Here is a 25,037-nt window from a genome sequence, read left to right on the forward strand (position 1 = left end):
TCAGTCCTCCTCGGCGGCATCGGCCGCCGGCCCGACGTCGTCGGATTCGAACAGCGGCCGCAACCGCCGCAGCAGCGCGCGCAGCAGCGGATTGCGCAGGTACACCGCATGCCAGGTGTAGGTGAAGCTGGCGCCGAGCTGGGCCTTCACTTCCGGGTCCGTCCAGCCGGCGACATAGGCCGTCAGGCCGTGGCGGCAGGCATAGTCGAGGTTCTCGATCCAGCTCAGCGCGTACAGGTTGTGCTCGCGCGCATCCGGATAGTGCAGGCCGATGTACTTGTCCAGCAGCCGGCCCTGGTGCACGTAGCACAGGTTCCAGCCGATGATGCGGCCCTGGTGCCGGTACACGAACACCTGCCCGCCGGACTCGGCGTCGGTCAGCAGCGCGTCGAAGAACGGCTGGGTGAGCAGGTCGAAATGGATCTCGCTCTGCGCATACACCTCCTGGTACAGCGCATAGCAGTGCGCGCGCAGCGCCGGGTCGGCGAAGGCCGGGCCGGTCGGCAGCACCTCGATGTCCAGGTCGGCGCGCGAGCGCAGCTTGCGGCGGATGTTGCGCCGACGCCCGCGCGAGAGCCGCGCCAAATACTCGTCGGTGGAAGCGAAGTCGATCGGCACCCAGGCCAGCGCCTGCCCGCGCAGCAGCACGTAGCCGCTGCGCTCGCAGGCATCCAGGAAGGCCTGCGCCCAGGCGTTGTCGGCGGCGTCGAGCAGCGGCGAATGCTGCGCCACGTCCTTGACGATCAGCAGCGCGCGTTGCCGCCCCAGTTGCGCGCGCCATTGCCGCGGCAACTGCGCCGGGTCGGCCGCGCGCGGCAGCCACGCATATTCGCTCACGGTGCTGCCGACGAAGCTGGTGCGCGGCCGCAGCAGGCGCTGCCACAGCCGCTGCAGCGGCAGCCGCGCCACCTTCGCGCGCAGCGCCGGTTCGGCGGTGGTGAGCAGGTCGAAATCGGCCTCGAAGGCCGGCACCCCGTGCTCCAGGGGCTGGATCAGGAAACCGGCCGGCGGGTGCTGCAGGAACTGCCGCTGCAAGGCCTGCGGCTCGAGTTGGTTGACGAAAGGCATCTGCAAGATTGATCGTCTAGCGTGGAGAATGGATGCTGCGGCCCAGGCCGCAGCGTGCGATCCACCGGCGGCGGGCGCCGCACGGTGGCCCTTCATTTCGCGGAGCACTGCCATGACCCCGTCCATCGAGTCGCAAATCCACAGCATCGTCGCCAAGCATGGCGAGATCGACCCGGCGCGCCTGACCCCCGATGCCAAGCTGCAGGACCTGGGCGTGGATTCGCTCGAGGCCATCGAAATCCTGTTCGACATCGAGGAACACTTCGACATCACCTTCCCGCAGCGCGACCCGAACCTGGACGACGGTTCGCTCGGCAAGCTGGTGCAGGCGGTCGAGGACGCGCTGGCGGCCAAGGCGGCCAGCGCGGCGCAACCGGCGCACTGACGCGCCATGGGCGCCTCTCCGCACGCGCGGCGCGTCGTCATCACCGGCATGGGCGCGGTCAGCGCGCTCGGCCTCGGCGCCGCGGCGCTGTGGAGCGCGATGCGCGAGGGCCGCAGCGGCATCGCCGCCCTGCCCTCGCCCGATCCGCTCAGCACCCTGAAGATGCGCCTGGCCGCGACCCTGCCCGGGTTCGCGCCCGACGCCACGCAGACCGGCGGCATCGCCCCCGGCCAGCTCGATCGCATGACCCAGATGGCGTTGGTCGCCGCCCAGGAAGCGATCATCCAGGCCGGCCTGCCGCGCGACGATGCCGCGCTCGGCGCGCGCTGCGCGGTGGTGGTCGGTACCGGCGTCGGCGCCGAACTCAGCCGCGACGAGCAATCGCGCCGGCTGTACCGCGACCAGGCCGAACGCCTGCATCCGCTGACCATCGTGCGCAGCATGGCCAACGCCCCGGCCAGCCAGATCAGCATCGCCTTCGGCCTGCGCGGCCCGGCCTTCGCCGTGTCCAGCGCCTGCGCCTCGGCCAACCACGCGTTCGCCCAGGCCGTGCTGATGATTCGCCATGGCCTGGCCGACGTGGCCATCGCCGGCGGCAGCGAAGCCTGCCTGAGCCTGCCGCTGATCCGCGCCTGGGAAGCGATGCGCGTGGTCAGCGACGACACCTGCCGGCCGTTCTGCGCGCAGCGCAGCGGCCTGGTGCTGGGTGAAGGCGCCGGGATGTTCGTGCTGGAAAGCGCCGAACACGCCGCGGCCCGCGGCGCGCGGCCGCTGGCGGAACTGGCGGGATTCGGCATGAGCTCCGATGCCGGCGACATCGTCGCGCCCAGCGTCGACGGCGCCGCCACGGCGATGCGGCTGGCGCTGCAGGATGCCGGCCTGGCGCCGGAACAGATCGACTACATCAATGCCCATGGCACCGGCACGCAGGCCAACGACCGCTGCGAGACGCAGGCGCTGCGCCAGGTATTCGGCGCGCATGCCGAGACGCTGGCGGTGAGTTCGACCAAGGCGGTGCACGGCCACGCGCTCGGCGCGGCCGGCGCGCTGGAACTGGTGGCGGCGCTCGGCGCGCTGCGCGAGCAGGAGGTCCCGCCCACGGCCAACTTCCTCGATGCCGATCCGCAATGCGATCTGGACTACGTGCCCAACCAGGCGCGCGCCCGCCACGTGCAGGCGGTGCTGAGCAATTCCTTCGCCTTCGGCGGACTCAATGCGGTGATCGCGCTGCGCGCGGCGGGCTGAAGCGCCCGCCGCCGCGGCGAACGGCGGGAGGCAACGCGAACCGCGCGCGTCGTCTCCCGCCCGGCTCATGCGACTTGCTTGGCGCGGGTCAGCAACTGGTCCAGCAAGGACAGGCCCAGGTCGATCTCTTCGTGGCTGATGTGCAGCGACGGCGCCAGCGTGATCACGTTCTTGTAGTAGCCGCCCACGTCCAGGATCAGGCCGATGCGCTTGCCGTTGTGGCGCAGCTCGCCTTCCAGGCCCATGTCGACCATGGTGTCGAGCAGCTTGCGGTTCGGCGTGAAGCCGTCCGCCTGGCAGATTTCCGCACGCAGGGCCAGGCCCAGGCCGTCGACGTCGCCGATTTCCGGGTGACGCTTCTGCAGGTCGCGCAGGCCGTCCAGGAAGTGCGCGCCCTTGGCCATGACCATGGACTCGTAGTCGGTCTCGGCCAGCATGCGCATGGTCTCCAGGCCGACCGCGGTGCCCAGCGGGTTGGAGGCGAAGGTGGAGTGGGTCGAACCCGGCGGGAACACGGTCGGGTTGATCAGCTCCTCGCGCGCCCAGATGCCGGCCAGCGGATTGAGGCCGTTGGTCAGCGCCTTGCCGAACACCAGCACATCCGGGGTCACGCCGAAATGCTCGATCGCCCACAGCTTGCCGGTGCGGAAGAAGCCCATCTGGATTTCGTCGACCACCAGCAGGATGCCGTACTTGTCCAGCACCCGCTTCAGGCCGGTGAAGAAGTTCGGCGGCGGGATCACGTAGCCGCCGGTGCCCTGGATCGGCTCGACGTAGAACGCCGCGTACTCGCACTGCCCGGCCTTGGGATCCCACACGCCGTTGTACTCGGTCTCGAACAGGCGCTCGAACTTGGCCACGCACTGCTCGCCGTACTCTTCCTTGGACATGCCCTTGGGGCCGCGGAAGTGATACGGGAATTCGATGAACTGGGCGCGGTCGAAATGGCCGAAGCGGCGGCGGTAGCGGTACGACGAGGTGATCGCCGAGGCACCGAGGGTCCGGCCGTGGTAGCCGCCCTCGAAGGCGAACACCAGGCTCTTGCCGGCGCTGGCGTTGCGCACCAGCTTCAGCGAGTCTTCCACCGACTGCGCGCCGCCGACGTTGAAGTGCACGCGGCCCTTGCGGCCCCACTTGCGCTCGGCGTCGACCGCGATGGTCTTGGCCAGCTCGATCTTGGTCGGGTGCAGGTACTGGCTGGCGACCTGCGGCAGGGTCTCGATCTGGCGGGTCAGCGCCTGGTTCAGGCGCGGATTGGCGTAGCCGAAGTTGACCGCCGAGTACCACATCTGCAGGTCCAGGTACGGCACTTCTTCGGTGTCGTACAGGTAGCTGCCGTCACAACGGCCGAAGATGCGCGGCGGCTCGCTGTAGTGCACGGTGTCGCCGTAGGAGCAGTACTGGGATTCGTCGGCCAGCATCTGCGCATCGCTGAGCGCGCGCTGGTGGTCGGCACCGGTGCGCAGCAGCGCCTCCGGATCGGGCGCGGCATCGCCATGCAGCGGTGCGAGCGAGGAAAGCGAAACATTCCGGTTCATCGGGATCAGGCTCGTTGGGTGACGGGAAGCGGGAAGGACACGGCGGCCGTGGCCGGCACGGCCAGGTCGGGCAGCAGGGCGATGGCGTCGTCGAAACCGGTGATCGCGCAGTGGGCGATCCCGTTGGCGCGGCAATGGCGCAGCAGACCGTCCTTGGCGAACACCAGGTCGGCCTTGCCGGCCAGGCAGAAATCGGAGCGGCCGTCGCCGATCAGCAAGGTGGCGCGCTCGGGGGGCTGTTGCGCCATGACCGCGCACTTGCAGGTGCCGCTGGGGCAGTCCGGCCGCGCATGCGGCGAGGCCATGCGCCATTCGCCGGCGTCGGTGCGCAGCAGGCGGTTGGCGATGATCGGCAGATGGTGCAGGCCGTGGCGGGCCAGGATCCGGGCGATACCGTAGTCCAGGCCGTCGCTGACGATGCTCAGCGGGATGCCCAGGCGCTCGGCCTGCGCGACGAAGCGCACGAAGGCCGGGTCGATCCGCACCGCATCCAGCACCCGGTGCAGCGCATCGACGTCGCCGTCGAGCAGCGCGACCTGCTTGCTCATGCACTCGCGGGCGCCGATCCGACCGGCGACCCAGTCGTCCTCCAGCGCCTGCCAACCGGGGCGCCCGAGGTGCTCGAGCAGGCTGTCGGTCACGTCCTGCAGGGATACGGTACCGTCAAAATCGCAAAGGATGTTCCATTGGGCGCGCAAGGTGGCTCTCCGGCTGATGGGGGCAGAGCCTAGGCACGCTGTCTTTCGCACTCCTTTCGGCGAGGCGAAAGAAAGCGGAGCGTTCACATTGGGCGTGGTAGGCCGGCGGGACAGCCCCCCCCCCCTACGCTTTAATCCGGGATGCCCAGCACAGAGACCTCGCCGGCCGAGCGGAAGGGCGTGTGCGCTTGCAAGATGCAGAGAGCGCGTCGGCGAAGGTGAGCCAGTCACCGTCCTGGAGCCAGCCAACGCATGTGGCCACCTGTTGCCGGGCGAATGACGCTGCGTGTTCGACGGTCGAAACGCGCTGGATCGTGAGCGGATCCAGGCAGGCGTGTCGTTACACGACAAACCATCCGGTCGGGTACTGCTCCACCATGAACTCCACAAACGCCTTGACCTTCGGGCTTTGCAGGCGACGCGACGTATGCATCACCCAGAGCTGGGTGTCCTTGCCGGCGACGCCCCAGGACACGAGCTCCCCAGTGTCCAACTGGGTTCCGATGATCGACTGCGGCAGCAGGGCGGCCCCCGCACCCGCTACGACGGCATCGCGGATCGACAGCAGCGAAGACAGCGTGAGCACTGGCTGCGGCTCATAAGCGACCTCCCCCTCTCGTACGGACCAGACGTCTCCTTCGCGATGGGTCCGCATGACGACCGCAGGAACAGGAGCGGGCCCGCCAGACTGCGCTGCAGGAATCCGTAGCGACGGGGCCGCTGCGAGGATCAGCCTGTCTTTGGCGAAGCACCTGCCGACCAGGCCCCCTTCCTCTCTTGGATTGACACGGATGGCGACGTCTAAATGCTCCTCGACCAGATCGGCCAACCGGTCTTCCGCAACGACCTCGATCTGAACGTCCGGATGTAGGGCCCTGAACCGCGCAGCCAGCCGACCGAGCGCGACCTGCGAGAACAGCTGCGGTGCGGCGACGCGAAGACGTCCACGCGGCCCGGTCAAGCCTTCCCGCGCCGTCATGACCGCCTCGACGATCTCACGCATCGGGCCAACGGTCTGGGACAGCAACAGCGTTCCGGTCTCCGTGAGTACCAGGCTTCGGCCCCCTCGTTCAAGGAGGCGAACCCCCAGGGCATTTTCGAAGTCGGCGAGCCGTCGCGAGAGGGTGGCCTTCGAGCGGCCGCTGGCGCGGCTGGCTTTGCCAAAGCCGCCGTGAGTCGCCACGAGCTGGAAATCCTGGAGGGCGTCGAGATCCATATTCGTCCCAGATATGAGACGAGCAGTCTATTTTTTTCCGCCTGTGATTCGCAAATGAAACGACCTACAGTTCATTCGCACCCACCAACCCACCCATCAAGGAGTACTCGCTATGACCATCCTCGTCACTGGCGCAACTGGCCGCGTCGGCCGCCACGTCGTCGCACACCTCTCCCAGCGTGGCACAAGCGTCCGCGTTCTGAGCCGCGACCCTTCCAAAGCCGCATTCGGCACCGATGTCGACGTGGTCAAAGGCGATCTGCTGGACATCGACTCCCTGCGCCACGCGTTCTCCGGGGTCAAGACGCTCTTCCTCCTGAACGCGGTGACCGGCGATGAGTTCACCCAAGCGATCATCACCCTCAACGTTGCGCGAGAGATGGGCGTCGACCGGGTCGTCTATCTGTCGGTGTTCGATGCCGACCGCGCGGTGAACGTGCCGCACTTTGCGGTGAAGTACGGCGCCGAACGGATGCTGGAAGCGCTGGACTTCAGTGCCACGATCCTGCGGCCGACCTACTTCATCGACAACGAGGTCATGATCAAAGACGTCGTGAAGAACTACAACGTCTACCCCATGCCCATCGGCTCCAAGGGCGTGGCCATGGTCGACGCTCGCGACATCGCCGAAGTCGCCGCGATCGAGCTGATTCGCCGTGATCAGGCGCCCGGCAAGCTCCCGATCGAGACGATCAACATCGTCGGCCCCGACACCCTGACCGGCGCGGACGCGGCTGCCATCTGGAGCGAAGCGCTCGGCCGCCCGATCGCCTATGGCGGCGATGATCCGAGCGGCTTCGAAGCGAACATGGCCAGTTTCATGCCGACGTGGATGGCCTACGAAATGCGGGTCATGGCCGAGCGCTACGTCAGCGATGGCATGCTGCCCGACGCGGGCGACCGCGAGCGGCTGGTCGAACTGCTTGGGCGTCCCCTGCACTCCTATCGCGGCTTCGTCGCTGCGCTTGCCGGTTGACGCCCTCGCAGGGCTCGGAGGCTGGAGTTCCAGACGTGGAACTCCAGAACCTCGTCCTGACCAGGCATCGTCACAGCAGAAGCCAGCAGCAAGTAGAACGCGGCAAGTGCACGCCTCAACGTTTGTTGTCCTGGAGTCACCGGATCGGTCGGGCCCTCGTTGAATGCGGTCACCCGGCCCAGCGGGTCGTCGTCCAGTTCGACCACAGGGCGAGATTGCCCGGTGCGGTCGGCGCGCCCAGGTCGCCGACCGGGTCGGAGGCAAAGCCCACCGCAACCCTTCGCGACGGACCCAGCCAGAGCGCACGATTTTGCGCGCAGACCGTGAGCGGGTGTGGACTTTTCCGAAGTCCCGATTCGCCCCTGCTCGCGCGGGAGCGGATCACGCGCAGACGTGATGCGCCATCGTCAGGAACGCTGGGCGCGCTGAGCGGCCGCGTCCCAGACCTGCATGACCTCGGTCACCGCGCTGTCCAGGGCGGCCGACGTCAGGCCATCCCGGGCCAGGGTGGACAAGCCGACCAGAAAGCTCCCGAACACCATCGCCAGCGCGCGCACGTCGGTACCGGCCGGCAACTCGCCCGACTCCACCGCGCGCGCGACGCATGCGGCGATGCCCTCGCGCGTGCGAGCGCGCGCCTTGGCCAGCATTTCTTGCACGTGGGCATGCTCGGGCGAACAGACGGCAGCCGACAACACCATCAGGCAGCCCCTGGGGTGGCCGCGTTCGCTTTGCATCTTGGCCGAGCGGCGCAAGGTCAGTTCGATGGCCTGGCGTGCCGGAACGCTCGGATCCCACAAGCTTTCCTCCACGCGCCCGTGCGTGGCCAGGTAGTGCGCCACGACCTCCTTGAACAGCGCCTCCTTGGAGCCGAACGCCGCATAGAAGCTGGGGGCCGTGATGCCGCCACCCATGCCGGCCTTGAGCTGGGCCAGCGAGGTGGATTCGTAGCCATGCTCCCAGAAGATGTGCATGGCCTGACGGATGGCCTCGTCACGGTCGAAGCTGCGGGGGCGGCCCATTTGCGCCATGGTGAACTCCTCTGGGGACGAGATAAATACTAGTCGATATAAAAGTCGTTGACGAGCGGCGCAGCGCATCGCTACATTTATACCGATCGATATGTAACTAAACCACCTCACGCGGCGCTGGGTCGACCGGCCGCCTGTCCCTTCTCCCCCAACCTCCCAGGGAAGTGATGCGATGACTGAAATTATCTTGCCGCCACGCAAGGGGGCGGCACGCCCCGCCGATGCCGGACGACTGCCGATCGCAGCGCTGCTGGCCCTGGCCATGACCGGCTTCATCTGCATCGTGACCGAGACCCTGCCCGCGGGCCTGTTGCCGCAGATCGGTGAAGAGTTGGGCGTGTCCCCATCGCTCGCGGGGCAGATGGTCACCGCCTATGCCCTGGGATCGCTGCTGGCCGCCATCCCCCTGACCATCGCCACCCGCGGCTGGCGGCGGCGCAACGTGCTGTTGCTGACCATCGTGGGGTTCCTGGCCTTCAACTCCATCACCGCGCTGTCTTCCGATTACTGGTTGACGTTGGCGGCGCGCTTCTTCGCCGGCACGGCGGCAGGATTGGCCTGGAGCCTGCTGGCGGGCTACGCGCGCAGGATGGTCCAGCCGCACCAGCAAGGGCGCGCCATGGCCCTCGCCATGGTGGGAACACCCATCGCGCTCTCGCTGGGGGTGCCGCTGGGCACCTGGCTCGGGGCCCTCGCCGGTTGGCGCACGGCATTCGGCATCATGTCGCTGCTGACGCTGGCGCTGATCGTCTGGGTGCAGGTGAAGGTGCCCGACTATCCTGGCCAGTCGGGCCGCGAACCGATGCCGCTGCGCCGCGTCTTCACCACGCCCGGCGTACGCCCGGTGCTGGGCGTGGTGATCGCATGGATGCTGGCCCACAACATCCTCTATACCTACGTGGCACCGTTCGTGGCGCCCGCAGGCTTGGCCGCCAAGGTGGACAGGGTCCTGCTGCTGTTCGGGCTCGCTGCGCTGGTGAGCATCTGGATCGCCGGTCGCTGGGTCGATCGCCGCCTGCGCGCGGGCGTCCTGATCAGCCTTGCAGCATTCGCCCTGACCGCGCTGGCGCTCGGCCTGTGGATGGCGTCGCCCCTGGTCGTCTACGCGGGCGTGGCCGTTTGGGGGCTGACGTTCGGTGGGGCGGCCACGTTGCTGCAGACGGCCCTGGCCGATACCGCGGGCGATGGCGCCGATGTCGCCCTGTCGATGAACGTGGTGGCCTGGAACGGCGCGATCGCCGGCGGCGGGCTGTTGGGTGGCGTTCTTCTGGATACCCAGGGCGTCGCTTCCCTCCCCTGGGCGGTCCTGGCGTTGCTTTGTGTCGGCTGGCTACTGGCCTGGTCGGCTGGCGCGCGGGGATTTCCTTCCGGTCCTCGGTCGTCCAACGTGGAGGTGACGGGACATTGATACGCCCTGCACTTGAAGTGCTTCGGTCAGTCCCTGGGCGCTGCCCGCTATGGGCCTGCTACAACCCCTGTCCTGGAGCGTGTCATGAACCTCCCATCGCAGCGACGCATGCAAAGGCGGGCAACATGAGCACTGCAAAGACGCGAAAATGCAGTCGGCCGAGCACGTCCGAGTCGACATCGCGAATGTCATCTCGACAGGCCAGTTGCAGTTGCTCGGGCAGAATGGCCGGCACCGTCGCCATCACGGCGCAGCGCAAGCTATCAGAGGGTTCGGTCGATTATCCGCCGCGTCGCACATGGTTGAAGGAGATCGGCACTGATACAACGAGTGAATCGGGTGAAAGGCCAGGGTGTGGCATGCGGGCAGCCGGCAGGGAATCGCGGTCTGCGTGGTCGCTGACGCGTCACCGCTCGATCGCCAGCGCCCGGTGGCGCGAGAGGCAGATTGGGAACTGGCTGCGCGGCTCAAAGTGCATGGCGGCACCTGCCGGCGCCGCCATGCCTACAGCCTGAGCTTTCTGGTCTCCGAATCAGTGGGCGAAGGAATCAATCTGCGGCGCTGATCTGCCAGGCGCTGCCACCGCTGCCGGGCACCACGCGCACGACGAAGCCAGAGGTCTGGTACACCACCGCGCCCGTGGTGCTGGCCCCCTTCGCCGGCAAGGTCACGCGCGCCACATCCGCCCCCATCGGCAGTACCCACAGCGTGTCGTTGACCCTGCCCACGGCGGCGCGCACCGTGCCCGCCACATCGTTGATCTGCAGGTACGTTACGCCATCGCGCTGGAACTCATAGATGCGCCAGGCCGGATCCAGCGCCAGGTTCCTGGCCTTCGGCAGCGCCTCGCCCAGGCCTGCCGCCGCTGCAGGCGCTCCGTGTCCACCATCCGGGCAGCAGGCCTGCGCCACGTGGGCAACAGCCAGCAGAACGCCGGCCAGCGCGATACTGGCCAGCACGCTCATCTTCTTCATCTCCATGACTCGTCTTTGTCCCCATCAGGGGAGCTTTCGCCTGCATTTCAGGCAGACTCAAGGTACGTGGTCCGGAGCGGACGACGGTTGACAACTCCAAGCCCCGGGCGCGACGCCGTGATTGGCGGGCACGGCGTCAGGCGGGTCCAGTGGAAGGTGAAGGCGTCAGGGCTGCTTGGCGGGATCCACGAACACCACGGCTGTTCCGGCAGCCGACCCGATGGGCAACTGTTGCTGCGCGCCGGGCGTTACGACCAGGACGGTCAGCACTTCGTCCTGCAAAGAATTGATCTACACGTACTTCACGCCCTGCTGCTCGAAGGTGTAGACCTTGAATTTGGGCGAGAGGCTGACGTTCTTGGCGCCGGCCGGGAGACGCTCACCCAGGCCCTTGATGACATGCGCGTCTGGCGGCGCGGCTTCTGCGGCCATGGCATGGAAAACGGCCGCGCCCAAGAATGGCGACGCACAAAAGCATTCGGGTGCTGAGATTCATGATCCGCCCTTGAAAGCGCCATGGTACGAGAAGAAAAAGTAATGTTCGATGGGTTCTACCATCAAGAGCTGAACTCGCGTAAACGTCTACACCCGCAGACGTTTTGGCGATTACCCGGGGCCTGAAGTTCAGGCCCCGCTCAAGCTCCTCATGACGGCTTAAAGCCTGGTCTTTTATCAGACCTAGACCTCAGGCCTTCTACGTCTACCAAACCCCGTCCTGGCACCCAAAACTTCATATCATCAGGAAGTCGAGCTATATCGCTTCGAGCGCGATCTATGTCACCAGCCTCAATCAATGCAAAAGCCCTCAAGAACAATGCAGAGCTCACATAATAATCGTACTCTTCTCGCTCACTAACTTCCATGAGGGCATTCAAGGCACTAATTGCCCCAAGATAATTTGATGACCTAAGGTGCACGCCCGCCAAGTCAAAGTAATCTGCCGGCTCGTTTGTTCTGTCAGACAAATCTGACAAAATTTGTGTCGCCTTTTTCAAATCTCCTAGTCCTACAAGAGCAGATGATTTTTCACGCAAAGCCTCATCATTCAATGGATCCGACGAAAGGATATCGTCGCACATGTCGAGTGCGATTTGATAATCGCGCTTCTCCACATATCTTCTGATTTCCCTCAATCCCTTAGGTATATCCACTCTCATCTCCCATAGTCCACAGAATTTCCACCACAACGCTCGCTCACTAGTCCTGCTGCGCAGCGGTACAGATCAGTATACCCACCGGTAACGCCGGTGACACTCCGCTTCTTCTTCCTGCCGGCCCGCTGCAGCATTTGTTCATAGATGAGGTCGCGGCATCTCCTGTAAGCATTTTGCCATTGCGTGTCGCAATCACTTTCATCGCCTTGTTCTGCGCATGCTTGGACCATCTTTATGGCATAGGGCATCATTGCAGGGATGATGGTCAACTGATTGATCGCGGGCATCATCACCTCAAGCGGAGAGGGAAGCTCAACCTTTGGCTCGTTGAATTCCAGCTCTCTGTCTCGGTCACCTGCGTACACCGGGGGGACGTATCTGAAACCGATCGCTCTAGATGCCTGCAACCCAAAAATATCGGATGCACCAACAGGGTTTGAATCCACATAAGAGAACGTGGAAATACTCGCAGGAATGCCCACGGGATCGCTTTGTGCGTAGCGCCCCGTCCCTGGTTCATAGTCGCGGTAGTAATTCTGGTTGAGTCCGCTCGCGGCGTCGTAGCGCTGGCCTGGAAAGCGAAGGTTGAATACGAAGGAGGTGCCGTCCTTGTCCGGGTCCTGGTCCGGCGCGGTGGTACCAAAGACTTCGCCCTTCAGGTCCCAGCGCCAAATCGCCACGTCGCGGACCGGGTCGATCACCGCGCGCGGGGTACCCAGGTGGTCCGGCTGCACGTAGCGCAGGTTGGTCTTCGCCAGCACGCCGACCGGCAGGTCGTCCAGCCAGATCGCCTGCTGCACGACCGCACCGTTGTTGTCGTAATCGCCCAACCAATGCCCGCTCTCGTCGTAAAGGGTGTAGGTGCTGGTTTTTGTAAACCGTCTGACTTGCTCCCCACGCCCGTTGTAGCTGTATGACATCGCCACGGTGCCGGAGCGCTTAACCTGGTTCATTCGGCCCGTATCGTCATAGCTGTACTGCCTTGCGGTTCCGCCGATCGCCACGGTGTTGCCAGCCGCGTCATAGCTGCGAGCGGTGCTGCCGACGCTGCTCAAGCGGTGGCTAGTGCTCGGATAGCTGTAGGTCTGTGTGGTGGTGTTGACTTTGGCGCTGAGGCGGTTGCCAGTGGCGTCGTAGGTATAGCCGTCGATCACCGTGTCGGTCGGACCATCCTTGAACGCGGTCAGCCGGCCCAGCGGGTTGTAGTCCAGTTTGATGACCGGCGCGGTGTTGCCCGGCGCGGTCAGCGCGCTGAGGTTGCCGACCGGATCGAAGGCAAAGCCCACCGCTAGCCCGTCGCTGCGCGTGTCGTTGACCGTCAGCGGACGGTAGTCCTGATCCAACACCCGTTGCATCGGGCGGCCGTTGCCATAGGTCCAGCCGGCTACCGGGCCAAACGGATAATAGGTAGCTTGCTTAAGCAGTATCTGGCGCGAGCCGCCGGCTGCAGTCACCCCGACCTCGGTGGTCTGGCCCTGGGCGTTGCGCACGTAGTCCACCACCGCCCCATCCGGGTAGGTCAGGCGGCTCAGTTGCCCGGCTTTGGTGTAGGCGTAGCGGACCACGAACACCTTGCCGTTGATGGTCTGCACCTTGCGCACCAGATCGCCGAAGCGGTCGTAGCAGTAGTCGGTGCTGCCGCTGCCATCCTGCATCCGGGTCAGGCGGCCGACGCCATAGGTCTCGCCGCTGGCGCAGGTGCTTTGGCTGACGTCGTAGGTGTAGCCGACGTTGAGGCTGGTGGTCGGATAGGTGACCTGAGTCAGCCGGTTCAGCGCGTCGTAGCCGTAGCTGGTCTTGATGTTGCGCGCATCGGTCTGGGTGGCGCGGTTGCCGGCGCTGTCGTAGGTATAGGTCGTGCTGCCGGTGTCCGGGCTGGTGAGATTGGTCAGGTCGCCCAGGCCGTTGTAGACGTATGTGGTGTCCAGGCCTTTGGGATCGGTCACCTTGGTCAGGTTGTCCAGGGCGTCGTAGCCGAACTTCGTCTCGGCGGCGATGCCGCCTACGTCCTGCAGCGTACGCGCCAGGCGGTTGAGCGGGTCGTAGTCGTTCTGGGTGACATGACCAAGCGCGTCGGTGACGGTCTTGGTGTTGCCGTTGGGGTCGTAGCCGAAGTCGGTCGGGTCGCCCTGCGCAGTGGCTTGCGTCGCCAGTTGGCCAACCTGGTTGTACACCCGGGAGAGCGTGCGCTTGAGAGTACCCGATGCGTCCTTGGTGTCCTCCTTGGAACGATTACCGGCATTGTCCAAGGTGTAGTGGATGGTGTTGCCGGCGTTGTCGGCAATGTCGGTCAACCGGTGTGCGGCGTCGTAGGTGAAGCGGGTGAACGCGCCATCGGGCTGCGTTACCTGCTTGACCAGCCCGGTCGGCCAGTAATCGATCGTGGTGATGCGATCGTCGCTCTCGCTGCTGTCGTCGGCCCCACGCTCCTTGATGGCGATCAGCCAGCCGCGTGGGTGATAGGTGTAGTCAGTGACCACCCCGTTCCCGTCCTTGAAGGACTGCAAGCGCCCGGCGCCATCGTAGGCCAAGTATTCGGTCACCTGGCCTAGGGCATTGGTCGCTTTCCACAAATCGCCCTTGCGGTAGCGGCACTGCGCCGGCGAAATATCGCATCCACTCGCGTTAGCGCTGTAGTAGTCAAAGTGTGTAACTACCTGCTGGGAATCCTTATTATTCTGGATGGAAAGAAGTGCTCCCACAAAGGGGCATTGGCCAGACTCAGAGTTCGCTTGCGAGCATCGCTCATAACGAACCTGACGTACGCCACTGGGGGGGATAGCTTGGCTTCCACAGTTGTAGCCGCTCGCCGTAGAGAGCGATGCATCCAGACGGCATTCCGCCAACAGCTTCCCGGAAGCATCGTAAGTGCGCCTGTACATTAGGCTGGTCCGGTACTTCCCTCCGTCCAGGAGAGAAACCTGCCCTCCAATCCTTCGACCAACTTCATCTCTGAAGATACTTAGATCGCGCCTCTTGCCGGACGTCTGGTCGCCAATGTATTCCTTGGAGTCCGTCAAAAGTCCGTTGCTGTAGTAATACTCGGTCTGATTGCCATCGCGATCGATTGATAAATTCAGACTGTCACGGGTGTCGTAACTTCGCTTCAAAGTCCCACGCGAATCCTCGATCGAAGTGATGCGGCGGCTGAGCCCCGGATCGATCACATACTTCTGGGTACCTTTCCCGTCGACCGAGACCTCGATGTTGTTGTCATCGATATACTTCACTGAAGTAACTTCGACTTCGGCTCCTTGCCCACTGAACAATGCGCTGGATGCTACTCTGCCGCGGTTGTCATAGGAAAATTTTGCGTAATCCACACCCGCTTCATCCTTGATGCCAACAAGCAGAGAATCCTCCTGATATGAGTAGTTCCTGCTGGCTCCGGCAACAGTTGCGCTGGTCAGGTCGCCGTTGGCGTATGTATAATCAACGGAGTTTCCGTCAGGAAGATAGATGTGCGAAAGCAATTCGGCGGAGTAATCAAAAAGAAGCTCTCGCCCCGCATTGTCTGCAACTGAAAGCAGTTTTGTGGTGGTTCCATCATAAGTGAGACGGACGCTGCCACGCCTATCGGACCCACTTTTTATAGCGACAAGTCGTCCACGGTAGTCGAACTCATGGACATCGCCGTACTCATCGAAAACCTTCCATCCAGCGCTTGAATTATTTGGATCTCTCTGAATCACGCGACCACTGATGGCACCCGCAGCGGTTGCGCTAGAGGATGACTGGAAAGAATACAGTTCGATATATCCTTTCTCATTGACATAGCGGACCTTATCGCTGCCGCTCGTGCTAATCGACTCTTGGAAGGTATGGGACCAGCCACGCGCCATATTTGGCGCTGACAACTGCCTCAGCGAATGGTATGAGCGCGTAAAACTCCTTCCGGCAAACGTGAAATCGGACTCGAACCGGGCTTTGTCGCCGGTCGATGGATAGCATGGATTGGCATTGGCAGCACAGGACGATACCTGCATCAGGTGAGCGGCAATGACTGCCCATCTGTCGTCATTCTTTGGCTGGCAATAAAGTTTTTTTGACCAGCGCGCGATAGCATCGGGTTTGTCGTATGTTCCCACTTCGTAGCCCGATTCACAGTGGAAATCCTGTTATTTGAAAAGCGCAACGCTTGAATTCAGAATCATTCCACTCTTGCATTTTCTCGTGTACAGAAGCGCTCTGTCCTTCGAAAAGGAAAAAAATCCCTCTGTGCGAGGCGCTGGGCCGGGTACCATGTCTTCAAAAGGTTCGGTGTAGCTTCCTGTTAAACTAAATGAGCCGGTTGTACAGTCGTCGTTGTCCTGCGCTGTTAATTCCTTCTTCAAGAATTTGACGATGGTATCTTCATCGGAACACCAGTCAGATCCGCAAGGTTTATCATCCGTGCCTAAGCCGTGGGAATAGAGAACGGGCCCAACAGTTGCCGATCTGTCCGGAGCCGAGTAATTCATGATAAGCAAGCCATCGGGATCGGCGTATGAATTCCGATACTGCATGTATTGGAATTTTGGATCTGACCCGTCCGAGTGCATGGCATTTTCTGCCTCTTTCAAAGACTGGTACCCCCAATTGCCCTTATACCAATACGTCCACGGCTTATCCTGCGCCTTGGCATCGAAACCAAGAAGTGTGCCGAGAAAGACAATCGCACTACAAAGAAAGAACGTCGTAATCCTTGACATCTTTGACCCCTGAAAGTAAATCAATTGCGATAGACCCGAAAAGGCTTGGATGAAACCGCAGCCCTTCAAGTTGACTGAGAAAACTGCCTTGGCGAAATCTTCAGGCGGCCAGAGGCATGCGGCTTTCAAGTTCTGCTTTCACTGATAAGCGCTGCGCTTGCTCCACGCTATGTGATACTGGGCGGATTGTTGCAGCGGCAACTGGTCGCGCTGAAGCCCGCATTGCCGCCGCTTTCCCAGCCGTGTAGCGTGCTAGGTAAAAAGCTAGCGCGCTCAAGCCGCGCCTGTGGGCTGCCCGCTCGTCGATCCGATCGCCCACAGGCGATACGTCAGAGTAGAGAGTGTCCCCATCCATGCAATTCGACCTTCCTGTCGCTTCCCATTCGCCCCTCGGGCGGTCGAATGCGCCTCGCGGCATTCTTCCGACGGCGATCGCGGGCGGCGCGTGGGCAGCCAGCGAGCGGCGCCGACTCTAGCGATATTTCCGCCGCAAAGTGTTAAGAACATCCCACTACTCTGGGTTCGCCCGGGGGCTCGGATGACAATCACGGCGGATTGATCCCTCTGCTTTACAGCCTCCTGCGCAGAGCTTGAGACGAGAAAGCCGCTCATCACGGGCGGCTCCCTCGCGACAGGCTTACAGCTTCTTCCGAAACCCCCGATCCCCGGCCATGAACGCTTCCAGCATGTACGGGATCAGCGCTGCCGCATCGACCTCCTCCCCGTAGGTCTGCCCATGCAGCGCGGCATAGCGGTCGAGATCGGCCTTGAGGCTGGCTGGACACGCGAAGGTGATCTTGGTGCTGTCGGTCCTGGGCAGCGGGCCCAACCGCAGCTTGCGGGGGTTCTGTGGGGCACGCGCGGCAGTGCTGCCACTACCGCGCCCTTCGATCTTCCCGCTGTCGTTGGCCTGAATGCTGTCGTTGCCCTGGGTCATTGCGATGCTCCCTGTGGTTTGCCATTGGTGAAGAAGATCGGCTGGTATGGTGGCAGCACCAGGTCCCGGTTGACGATGATGCGCACCGGCAGCCCTGGCCGGGCCGTCAAGGTGGATTGCACGTTGAGGTTCCGGCGGGTCAGTTCCTGCCCCACCTGGTTGACGCTGTCCTGCAGCCCGTCCCAGCCGGCGATGACGATGCGATTGCCGTCCTGGCGGTTCTCCGGCGCGGCCAGTTCGGCACCAACGCCGAGCAGCGTAGTGAGCGCCGTGCGCCGGCCATCAGGCGGCCCCAATGCCGGTCCACACCATCCTCCACGCCTGCATAGCCGGCCGGATCGGTGCCCACGAGATTGTCGAGCGTGAGCGAGGACGTGTCGGGCAGGATGATCCGATGCCAGACCACCTGCAGGCGGCTCTGCCCGTAACTAACCTGGCTGTTGTAGCGGCCGAAGATGCGCGAGCACTGCGGGATGAGCAGGTGCCGGCCGTAGCGGCGTCATACACGATTCGGTCACTGTGCCGATGACGTCGCCCGGCAAGCTCGTGCCAGTTGACACCACAGCACCTCACCGAAGCGCTACTGATTTAGTCGTCGACTGCACAAAAACTGCACAGCGGCGAAGTCGGTCGGAGCCGCCTGAATGCTGAGACTCTTACGCACCGATGGTGCCCGGAGCCGGAATCGAACCGGCATGGGGTCGCCCCCGGCGGATTTTAAGTCCGATGCGTCTACCAGTTTCGCCATCCGGGCCTGGTGGCGCGTAGCGTGCCTGATCGCGCGGCGCTTGTGAACCGCAAACCGACGTCGAGCCACCTCGTGCTCCGACTCGGCACACGCACGCTGGCATCAGCACGCCCGAACACCACCCCCGAAAAGCCCCCGGCACCGCCGCCACGGCGGCACCGGGGTTGCCAACGGCAAGCGAAACGCGCGGCGCGTTCAGATCGCGCGCGAATAGCGTGCCGGCTGGTCCGGCTGGCGCAGGTAGCGGTCGAAGCACATGGCGATCAGGCGCAGCAGCGGGCGGCCGCGGGCGGTGGCCTGAACCACGCCGTCGCGGTCGTCGGCCAGGCCATCCGCGCAGAGCGGCGCCAGCGCGCGCAGTTCCTCGCGGAAATAACTGGCGAAGTCGATGCCGTGGCGCTGCGCCAGTGCCGCCACGTCCACCCGCCCCTGGCACATCAGCTGCTGGATCAGCTCGGCGCGCAGGGCGTCGTCGGCGCTGAGCTGCAGGCCGCGCAGCACCGGGCTGTCGCCGGCGTCCACCGCCGCTTCCCAGGCCGGCAGCTCGCGCTGGTTCTGGCTGTAGCTGGCGCCGATGCGGCTGATCGCGCTGACGCCCAGGCCCAGCAGGTCGGTGTCGGCGTGGGTGGTGTAGCCCATGAAGTTGCGGTGCAGGCTGCCTTGCCGCTGTGCGCGCGCCAGGTCTTCCTGCGGCAGCGCGAAGTGGTCCATGCCGATGTACTGGTAACCGGCCGCCGACAGCCTGCGCACTCCCAGGCCGAGCAATGCCAGCTTCTGTTCGGCGTCCGGCAGGTCGGCGTCGGCGATGCGCCGCTGCGCCTTGAACAGCTGCGGCATGTGCGCGTAGCCGTAGACCGCCAGGCGGTCCGGGCGCGCGGCGATCACCGTGTCCAGGGTTTGCTCGAACCCGGCCAGGGTCTGCCGCGGCAGGCCGTAGATCAGGTCGACGTTGACCGAGCGCATGCCGTGCACGCGGCAGGCACGCAGGATGTCCAGGGTCTCGTGCACGCCCTGGCGGCGGTTGATCGCCTGCTGCACCAGCGGGTCGAAATCCTGGATGCCGAGGCTGGCGCGGTTGAAGCCCAGTTCGGCCAGCGCGGCGATGTCCTGCGGCGTCACCGTGCGCGGGTCCAGTTCGATGGACATCTCGCGGTCCGGCGCCTGGCTGAAGCGGAACAGGCCGCGCAGGCCCTGCACCAGCTCGCCGAGCAACGCTGGGGCGAGGAAGTTGGGGGTGCCGCCGCCCAGGTGCAGTTGCACCACCTCGCGCTCGCCCTCGAAACAGGCCGCCATCATCGCCGCCTCGCGCAGCAGCCGCTGCACGTAGGCGCGGCCGCGCTCCGGGTCGCGGGTGATCACCCGGTGGCAGCCGCAGTAGAAGCAGGGACTGCGGCAGAACGGCACGTGCACGTACAGCGACAGCGGCCGCCGCGGATCGCTGGCCTGGACCGCGGCGAACAACTGCGCCGGGCCGAAGCCGGTCTGGAAATGCGGCGCGGTCGGGTACGAGGTGTAGCGCGGGCCGGGACGGTCGTAGCGGCGCAGCAGGTCGGCGTCGAAGGTCCAGGCGGCGGAGGGATCGGGCGCGGTAAGGATGTCCATGGATCCAGCATGCGCGACGCCCGGCGCGGCCGCCTTGACCTGGATCAATCCGCGCACGCGGCCGGCAGCGGCGACACCGGCTCGAACGGACGCCAGCTCATCTGGTGGCGGCGCCAGAAGGTCTCGGCGATGCGCTGGGCGATATCGTCGGCCAGCAGGCGCATCGGCTGGTTGGTCAGCTCGGCGGTGGTGGCGCGGAACAGGCCCAGCCAGCGCTGGAACAGCAGGGCGCTGAGTTCGCGCATGGCCATATGCCGGGGCATCGGCGCACCGTGGAAGCGGCGGGTTCCGCGCAGCATCGCCGACCAGAAATCGCACAACTGCTGCTCGTGCGCGTCCCAGTCCTCGATGTGCGCGGCGAACACCGTCGACAGATCGGCGTCGGCGCGGACGCGGCGGTAGAACGCCTCGACCAGGGCCCGCACCTCGGCCTCGCTGCACAGCTCCGGCCCAGGCAAGGGCATCCCCACGATCTCGTCCTGCATGCTGGCTCCGCGTCGCTCGACGCCCACCAGTCTCCACGCCGCCACTGCGACGGCCTTGATCAGGATCAATGTCGGGCCGGCCTTCGCTGCCTAGTCTGCAGCTGCGGCATGCGCCGACGCCGGTGTCGACGGGGGATCGGCGGCCAGGCGGCTGGCAGGCGCGGCGACGTGTGGCGCCGCTGCCTTGGCGCATGCCGCACCCTCCTTTCGCGATGGAATCCACCGTCATGGCTTCTCCCGACGATCCGCTGCTCGACCCGCTCGATCCCGGCACGCCGCGCCCGCTGGTGCAGCGGCTGGGGGGTGATCCTGTGGCCGAGCTTCCTGGTCGCCGGGGCCATGAGCGTGTTGTTCTTCGCCCTGGTCGATCCGCTGGCGCTGCGCGACATCACCTTCCCCGGCCGCCAGCTGAGCCGCGAACTGGGCTATACGGTGGGGTTCTTCATGTTCTGGCTGGCGACGCTGGCCTCAAGCCTGCTGACCGGCTTCCTGTTGCGTCCGGCGCCGCACGGCGACGACGCCGCGCCGCTGTCCTGAGCGGGCTGCGCATGCCCCGCCCCATTCCATTGCGCCTGGTCACCCCGCCCGCCCACGCGGCCTGTCCGGCGCCGCCGCATCGCTACACGCAGCTGCGCCGCGGTGCGCTGTGGCTGCTGTTCGCCGGGTTCTACCTGCTGCCATGGCTGCGCTGGCAGGGCCGCCAGGCGCTGCTGCTGGATCTGCCGGCACGGCGCTTCGACCTGTTCGGCTGGACCCTGTGGCCGCACGACGTCGGCTGGCTGCTGCTGGCCCTGGGCGTCGCCGCCGCGGCCCTGGCGGTGTTCACCACACTGGCCGGGCGCCTGTGGTGCGGCTTCGCCTGTCCGCAGACGGTGTGGAGCCATGCCTTCGCCTGGATCGAACGCCGCTTCGCCGACTGGCCGCCCGCGGCGCGGCACTTGGTGTGGGCAACCGTGGCGCTGTGGACCGGGGTCAGCTTCGTCGGCTACTTCGTGCCGATCGCCGACCTGGTCGCGCGCCTGCATCCGTTCGCCTGGAGCGGCTGGGAGACGTTCTGGGTGCTGTTCTACGCGCTGGCCACCTGGGGCAATGCCGGCTTCCTGCGCAGCCAGGCCTGCCGCTACCTGTGCCCGTACGCGCGCCTGCAACCGCTGCTGTGCGACCGCGACACGCCACTGATCGGCTACGACGCGATGCGCGGCGAACCGCGTGGCGTCCGCGACGGCGGCCACGGCAGCATCGCCCAGCGCGGGCGGCGCCTGCTCGACCCGGTCACCGCCCGCGACTACGCCTTGCGCGCCAGCATCGCCCAGCTCGCCGGCCAGGGCGGCAGCCGCGGCGAGGCGCTGGCCGCGTATGCCGGCACCCTGCCCAAGTTCAGCGCCGAGCAACTCGGCGACTGCGTGGCCTGCGACGCCTGCGTGCAGGCCTGCCCGGCCGGCATCGATCCGCGCAACGGCGCGCACTATGCCTGCACCGCATGCGGCGCCTGCGTCGACGCCTGCGACCGCAGCATGGATCGCCACGGGTTCGCCCGCGGCCTGCTGCGCCGGGCCGGCGCCAATGCCATCGACCGCCAGCCGCGGCGCTGGTGGCGGCGGCCGCGCTTGCTGGGCGGTACCGCGACCTTGCTGGTGGCGTTGCTGGCGTGGTGGTGGCTGGCGGCGTGAGCCGGGCCGCGGCGACGGTGGCGACTCCTTGGGCGCGGCGGAACCGCCTGCCGCCCGCCTGGGCCAGCAACGGACATTTTTTTGCAACGAAGGGCTAGCGCAGCCCCCGGCAGGCGTGTAGAATGCGCGGCTCCCAAGCGGGAATAGCTCAGTTGGTAGAGCGCAACCTTGCCAAGGTTGAGGTCGCGAGTTCGAGTCTCGTTTCCCGCTCCAAATTGCGTCACTTGCCTCCTGCGATGCGAGTGAGCCACTGAAAAAAGGAGCTTCGGCTCCTTTTTTCGTTTCCGCGATCCGCGGATTCGGCAGCAGCGCTGCCCGGATCAGCGCCGCTCCGCCAATCCGCCGCGGAGCGAACCCTCACTTCAGCGGATTCTCCGGCTCCTTGCCCCGCAACGCCTTGTCTTGCCGGCAGGTCGTCAAGGGCTGCACTGTGGCGGACACGATCGTGGTCACCTCCGGGGCGTCGTCACGTATGCGCACCTTCAGACAGGCGCAGCCATAGCCGGCACTGCCGGTCCCAGTCGCCACCCAGCGCGCGTGGGGAAACGTCGGCCACGTGCCGTCGGCCTGATGTCCGCCCTGCTGGCCGACCGTCCATTCGCCGTCCCTGTCCACGAGCGTGGCGTTGCCTGGCGAGGGATTGTCGAACCAGCCGCAGCGCGTCACGGTCTCCGCCGGCGGCGCGGCCTGCGCGACAGCGCACAGGCTGAGCGCGGCAACCACAGCCGCACCGCACATGCTTGCGAAACGCACAACCGGCTGCGATGGCGTCATGACATCAGGATCGTATGGCGAGGCCGGCATCATCGCAAAGTGGCGTTCGCCGGCGTCGCCGAGAGACCGCGACAGGCGTCGGAGCACCGCGCCGGCGCCGCGCATCAGCGCCCCTGCTCCTGGTAATCGGTCAGGTAGTGCTCCGGGTTGCTCTGCGCCGACAGGTCCGCGTCGTAGCGCACCCATGACGGCTTCGGCGTACCCGGCAGGTACAGTTCGCCGGCAGCGTCGCTGACGATCAGCAGCACGTAGGGGCGCCCGTCCAGTTGCACGGTATAGCGGGTGTCCTTGTCGGTGGCGCGGGTGCTGGCGAGCAGGATCTTGCCATCGATGGCGCTGTCCGCATCGATGACCTGGATCAACGCCTGCTGGCGCTCGCGCGGCCCGTAGCGCAGCGTGGACACCTTGACGCCATCGGCCGAGGCGTAGGCCTTGACCTGCTTGGCCACCTCCGGCCGCGCCGGCTCCGCATGCGCGGCAACCGTGGCGCCGGCGAGCGGCAGGGCGCACAGCAGAAGGGCGAAAGTGTGGTGACGCAAACGGGACAGCAGGTGCATTGGCCGGGTCCTTGGTGGGAAACTAGAGGGATGAGCGGGCCGATCGCCTCGGCCCGTGCTGGAATAGACGAAGCAGACCGCCGCTTCCCCCATGGCAGCGGCTCAAGGAGAAGCGCGTGACAGGACGCACCCTGCTTTGCCGCTGCGGCGGTTGCCTGGCATTACCGACGCCGCCTCGTGCAGCGACGCGCCGGCCCCCTCGCCTGCGCCGCGCCGGCCGTGCGCGGCGCGCCTGCAGGGAACGACGCGATGCGCAATGAACTGGACCGCTGGTTCGCCCAGCACATCCTCATTCACGAGTCGGCGCTGGTCGCCTACCTGATGCGGTGCTGGCCGCATCCGCAGGAAATCCACGATCTGCGCCAGGAGGTCTACACCCGGGTCTACGAAGCGGCGCGGCGCGCCTTGCCGGACACGCCGCAGGCCTTCCTGTTCGCCACCGCGCGCAACCTGATGGCCGACCGGGTGCGGCGCAGCCGCATCGTCTCCATCGAGGCGGTGGGGAATCCGGACGACTTGAACGTCTTGATAGAAGAACGCTCGCCGGAACGCTGGCTCGGCGGCCGCCAGGTGCTGGCGCGGCTGGCCCACGCGCTGGACCGGCTGCCGGACCGCTGCCGCGAGGTGCTCTGGCTGCGCCGGGTGGAGGAACTTTCGCAGAAGGAGGTGGCGGTGCGCCTGGGGATCAGCGAGAAGACCGTCGAAAAACACATGGCCAAGGGCGTGCGCCTGCTCGCCGATCATTTCCATGGCGCGGTGGTGACCGCCGCGCCGATGCCCGTGGTGGTGCAGGAACCGCAAGATGGAAAGCTGGGCGATTGAAGCGCTGGCCGCGCAGTGGCTGACGCGGCGCGAGAGCGGCAACTGGAGCGAGGCGGATCAGGCCGAGCTCGATGCATGGCTGGAGGCGTCCACCGCGCACCGGGTGGCGTTCCTGCGCCTGGACGTGGCCTGGAACGAAGCTGCGCGCCTGCGCGCGCTGGGCGCCGGCATTCCCGCCGGGCAACCGGCGCCGCGCGGCTTGAGCACCGGTCTGGCGGTGACGCCGGGGCCGTCGATCCCGCCGCCGCTGCAGGTGCCGACCGTCGCGCGCTCGGCCCGCACGCACCGGCGCGCCGTGCCCCGCCGCCGTGGCTGGCTGCTGGCCGCGCTCGGCACCGCGGCCAGCGTTGCCGTTGCCGCCGGCCTGTACCTGGGGCTGGCGCCCGCGGCACCGACGGCCCAGGCCTACCGCACCGAGATCGGCGAACTGCGCACCGTCGCCCTCGCCGATGGCTCGCAGGCGACGCTGAGCAGCGACAGCCTGCTCGAGGCCAGCATCGGGCCGCAGGCGCGCCGGGTGGTGTTGCAGCGAGGCGAGGCGTTCTTCGCGGTGCGCAAGGATCCGGCGCGGCCGTTCGTGGTGCAGAGCGGCACACGCCGCGTGGTCGCGGTCGGCACCCGCTTCGACGTGCGCCAGGATCGCGACGCGCTGCGCGTGGTGGTGACGGAGGGCTTGGTGCGCATGGAGGATCCCGGCGCCCCCGACCGCACCCGGGCCGTGCTGCTGCCGGCCGGCAGCATCGCCACGGTCGGCGCGCAGGGCGCACGCGTTCATCGTGCCAGCATCGCCGAGGCGGAGCGGCAACTGGACTGGCGCCAGGGCTACCTGAGTTTCGACGACGTGACGCTGCCGCAGGCGGTGGCCGAGATCAACCGCTTCAACCGGCGGCCGCTGGTGCTGGCCGATCCGGCGCTGCAGGCGCTGCGGATCAGCGGCAGCATCCGCTGGAACGATCTGGAGGGCTTCGCGCGACTGCTGGAACGCGAGTATCCGGTGCGCATGGAATCGCATGCGGAAGCGGTGATCCTGCACAGGCGTTAGCCGTCGCGGCCGCGCC

General features: G+C 65.8%; 22 protein-coding genes, 2 tRNA genes and 2 pseudogenes. 9 read left to right on the top strand and 17 right to left on the bottom strand.

Annotated elements, in window-relative coordinates; all coding sequences use genetic code 11:
- Window positions 1–1,068 (bottom strand): GNAT family N-acetyltransferase, encoded by a 1,068-nt coding sequence (locus NUG21_RS11855; RefSeq protein WP_263390950.1) that lies wholly within the window; start codon window positions 1,066–1,068, stop codon window positions 1–3.
- A 112-nt stretch (window positions 1,069–1,180) separates the two neighbouring features.
- Between NUG21_RS11855 and NUG21_RS11860 the strand changes: the two genes are divergently transcribed.
- Both NUG21_RS11860 and NUG21_RS11865 read left to right on the top strand, forming a co-directional pair.
- Window positions 1,181–1,453 carry an acyl carrier protein gene (locus NUG21_RS11860; RefSeq protein ID WP_160947413.1) on the top strand — a complete coding sequence of 91 codons (273 nt, stop codon included), beginning with the start codon at window positions 1,181–1,183 and terminating at the stop codon, window positions 1,451–1,453.
- A gap of 6 nt (window positions 1,454–1,459) precedes the next feature.
- The gene (locus NUG21_RS11865; RefSeq protein WP_263390951.1) at window positions 1,460–2,698 is read left to right on the top strand and encodes a beta-ketoacyl-[acyl-carrier-protein] synthase family protein; all 1,239 of its coding nucleotides are present in this window, start codon (window positions 1,460–1,462) and stop codon (window positions 2,696–2,698) included.
- A 65-nt stretch (window positions 2,699–2,763) separates the two neighbouring features.
- On the opposite strand, the gene NUG21_RS11870 is transcribed toward NUG21_RS11865, so the two are convergent.
- The 3 genes from NUG21_RS11870 to NUG21_RS11880 form a co-directional block, all read right to left on the bottom strand.
- A complete protein-coding gene (locus tag NUG21_RS11870) occupies window positions 2,764–4,236 on the bottom strand; it encodes an aspartate aminotransferase family protein (RefSeq protein WP_160947411.1) in 1,473 nt (490 codons plus the stop codon).
- Between the two features lie 5 nt (window positions 4,237–4,241).
- Window positions 4,242–4,934, bottom strand: a complete 693-nt coding sequence (locus NUG21_RS11875; protein ID WP_160947410.1) for an MtnX-like HAD-IB family phosphatase — start codon at window positions 4,932–4,934, stop codon at window positions 4,242–4,244.
- A gap of 340 nt (window positions 4,935–5,274) precedes the next feature.
- Entirely contained in the window at window positions 5,275–6,150 is an 876-nt protein-coding gene (locus NUG21_RS11880) for a LysR family transcriptional regulator (RefSeq protein ID WP_263390952.1), read from the bottom strand.
- Between the two features lie 112 nt (window positions 6,151–6,262).
- On the opposite strand from NUG21_RS11880, the gene NUG21_RS11885 reads away from it, so the two are divergent.
- Window positions 6,263–7,126 carry an SDR family oxidoreductase gene (locus NUG21_RS11885; protein WP_263390953.1) on the top strand — a complete coding sequence of 288 codons (864 nt, stop codon included), beginning with the start codon at window positions 6,263–6,265 and terminating at the stop codon, window positions 7,124–7,126.
- Window positions 7,127–7,533: 407 nt separating this feature from the next.
- On the opposite strand, the gene NUG21_RS11890 is transcribed toward NUG21_RS11885, so the two are convergent.
- The gene (locus tag NUG21_RS11890; protein ID WP_263390954.1) at window positions 7,534–8,157 is read right to left on the bottom strand and encodes a TetR/AcrR family transcriptional regulator; all 624 of its coding nucleotides are present in this window, start codon (window positions 8,155–8,157) and stop codon (window positions 7,534–7,536) included.
- Between the two features lie 172 nt (window positions 8,158–8,329).
- On the opposite strand from NUG21_RS11890, the gene NUG21_RS11895 reads away from it, so the two are divergent.
- Window positions 8,330–9,565: an MFS transporter gene (locus NUG21_RS11895; RefSeq protein ID WP_019796522.1), complete on the top strand. Its 1,236-nt coding sequence runs from the start codon at window positions 8,330–8,332 to the stop codon at window positions 9,563–9,565.
- A 548-nt stretch (window positions 9,566–10,113) separates the two neighbouring features.
- Here the strand turns inward: NUG21_RS11895 and NUG21_RS11900 are convergent.
- From NUG21_RS11900 to NUG21_RS11945, 10 genes and pseudogenes are all read right to left on the bottom strand, one after another.
- Complete coding sequence (locus NUG21_RS11900; RefSeq protein WP_317852465.1) at window positions 10,114–10,530, bottom strand: hypothetical protein; 417 nt, start codon at window positions 10,528–10,530, stop codon at window positions 10,114–10,116.
- 300 nt (window positions 10,531–10,830) lie between these two features.
- Complete coding sequence (locus tag NUG21_RS11905; RefSeq protein ID WP_019797609.1) at window positions 10,831–10,971, bottom strand: hypothetical protein; 141 nt, start codon at window positions 10,969–10,971, stop codon at window positions 10,831–10,833.
- A gap of 212 nt (window positions 10,972–11,183) precedes the next feature.
- Window positions 11,184–11,651 carry a tetratricopeptide repeat protein gene (locus NUG21_RS11910; RefSeq protein ID WP_263390956.1) on the bottom strand — a complete coding sequence of 156 codons (468 nt, stop codon included), beginning with the start codon at window positions 11,649–11,651 and terminating at the stop codon, window positions 11,184–11,186.
- 41 nt (window positions 11,652–11,692) lie between these two features.
- On the bottom strand, window positions 11,693–15,781 hold the full coding sequence (locus tag NUG21_RS11915) for an RHS repeat-associated core domain-containing protein (RefSeq protein WP_263390957.1): 4,089 nt from the start codon (window positions 15,779–15,781) through the stop codon (window positions 11,693–11,695).
- Between the two features lie 30 nt (window positions 15,782–15,811).
- Window positions 15,812–16,513: a hypothetical protein gene (locus NUG21_RS11920; protein ID WP_263390958.1), complete on the bottom strand. Its 702-nt coding sequence runs from the start codon at window positions 16,511–16,513 to the stop codon at window positions 15,812–15,814.
- 508 nt (window positions 16,514–17,021) lie between these two features.
- Window positions 17,022–17,276, bottom strand: a complete 255-nt coding sequence (locus NUG21_RS11925; protein ID WP_263393072.1) for a DUF2274 domain-containing protein — start codon at window positions 17,274–17,276, stop codon at window positions 17,022–17,024.
- A 41-nt stretch (window positions 17,277–17,317) separates the two neighbouring features.
- A pseudogene (locus tag NUG21_RS11930) lies at window positions 17,318–17,869 on the bottom strand (TrbI/VirB10 family protein); the annotation flags it as partial.
- 119 nt (window positions 17,870–17,988) lie between these two features.
- Window positions 17,989–18,075: transfer RNA gene (locus tag NUG21_RS11935), tRNA-Leu, on the bottom strand.
- Window positions 18,076–18,264: 189 nt separating this feature from the next.
- A complete protein-coding gene (gene hemN, locus NUG21_RS11940; RefSeq protein WP_263390959.1) occupies window positions 18,265–19,671 on the bottom strand; it encodes an oxygen-independent coproporphyrinogen III oxidase in 1,407 nt (468 codons plus the stop codon).
- Window positions 19,672–19,715: 44 nt separating this feature from the next.
- Entirely contained in the window at window positions 19,716–20,156 is a 441-nt protein-coding gene (locus tag NUG21_RS11945) for a group III truncated hemoglobin (RefSeq protein ID WP_184502447.1), read from the bottom strand.
- A 227-nt stretch (window positions 20,157–20,383) separates the two neighbouring features.
- On the opposite strand from NUG21_RS11945, the pseudogene NUG21_RS20970 reads away from it, so the two are divergent.
- From NUG21_RS20970 to NUG21_RS11960, 3 genes and pseudogenes are all read left to right on the top strand, one after another.
- Window positions 20,384–20,693: pseudogene (locus NUG21_RS20970) on the top strand (hypothetical protein).
- Between the two features lie 11 nt (window positions 20,694–20,704).
- On the top strand, window positions 20,705–21,826 hold the full coding sequence (locus NUG21_RS11955) for a 4Fe-4S dicluster domain-containing protein (protein WP_263390961.1): 1,122 nt from the start codon (window positions 20,705–20,707) through the stop codon (window positions 21,824–21,826).
- Window positions 21,827–21,963: 137 nt separating this feature from the next.
- Window positions 21,964–22,039 (top strand) — tRNA-Gly (locus NUG21_RS11960).
- Between the two features lie 144 nt (window positions 22,040–22,183).
- Here NUG21_RS11960 and NUG21_RS11965 read toward each other — a convergent pair.
- Both NUG21_RS11965 and NUG21_RS11970 read right to left on the bottom strand, forming a co-directional pair.
- Window positions 22,184–22,705 (bottom strand): DUF4087 domain-containing protein, encoded by a 522-nt coding sequence (locus tag NUG21_RS11965; RefSeq protein ID WP_019798072.1) that lies wholly within the window; start codon window positions 22,703–22,705, stop codon window positions 22,184–22,186.
- Window positions 22,705–23,157: a hypothetical protein gene (locus tag NUG21_RS11970; RefSeq protein ID WP_242081007.1), complete on the bottom strand. Its 453-nt coding sequence runs from the start codon at window positions 23,155–23,157 to the stop codon at window positions 22,705–22,707. Before NUG21_RS11970 ends, NUG21_RS11965 begins: the two co-directional genes overlap by 1 nt.
- A gap of 249 nt (window positions 23,158–23,406) precedes the next feature.
- Here NUG21_RS11970 and NUG21_RS11975 point away from each other — a divergent pair, with 249 nt between their 5' ends.
- Entirely contained in the window at window positions 23,407–23,979 is a 573-nt protein-coding gene (locus tag NUG21_RS11975; protein ID WP_160947406.1) for an RNA polymerase sigma factor, read from the top strand.
- Entirely contained in the window at window positions 23,960–25,021 is a 1,062-nt protein-coding gene (locus tag NUG21_RS11980; protein WP_263390962.1) for a FecR family protein, read from the top strand. The genes NUG21_RS11975 and NUG21_RS11980 overlap by 20 nt, the downstream gene beginning before the upstream one ends.
- The last annotated feature ends 16 nt before the right edge of the window (window positions 25,022–25,037 follow it).

This window comes from Xanthomonas sp. CFBP 8445 (assembly GCF_025666235.1).
Lineage (GTDB): Bacteria > Pseudomonadota > Gammaproteobacteria > Xanthomonadales > Xanthomonadaceae > Xanthomonas_A > Xanthomonas_A indica.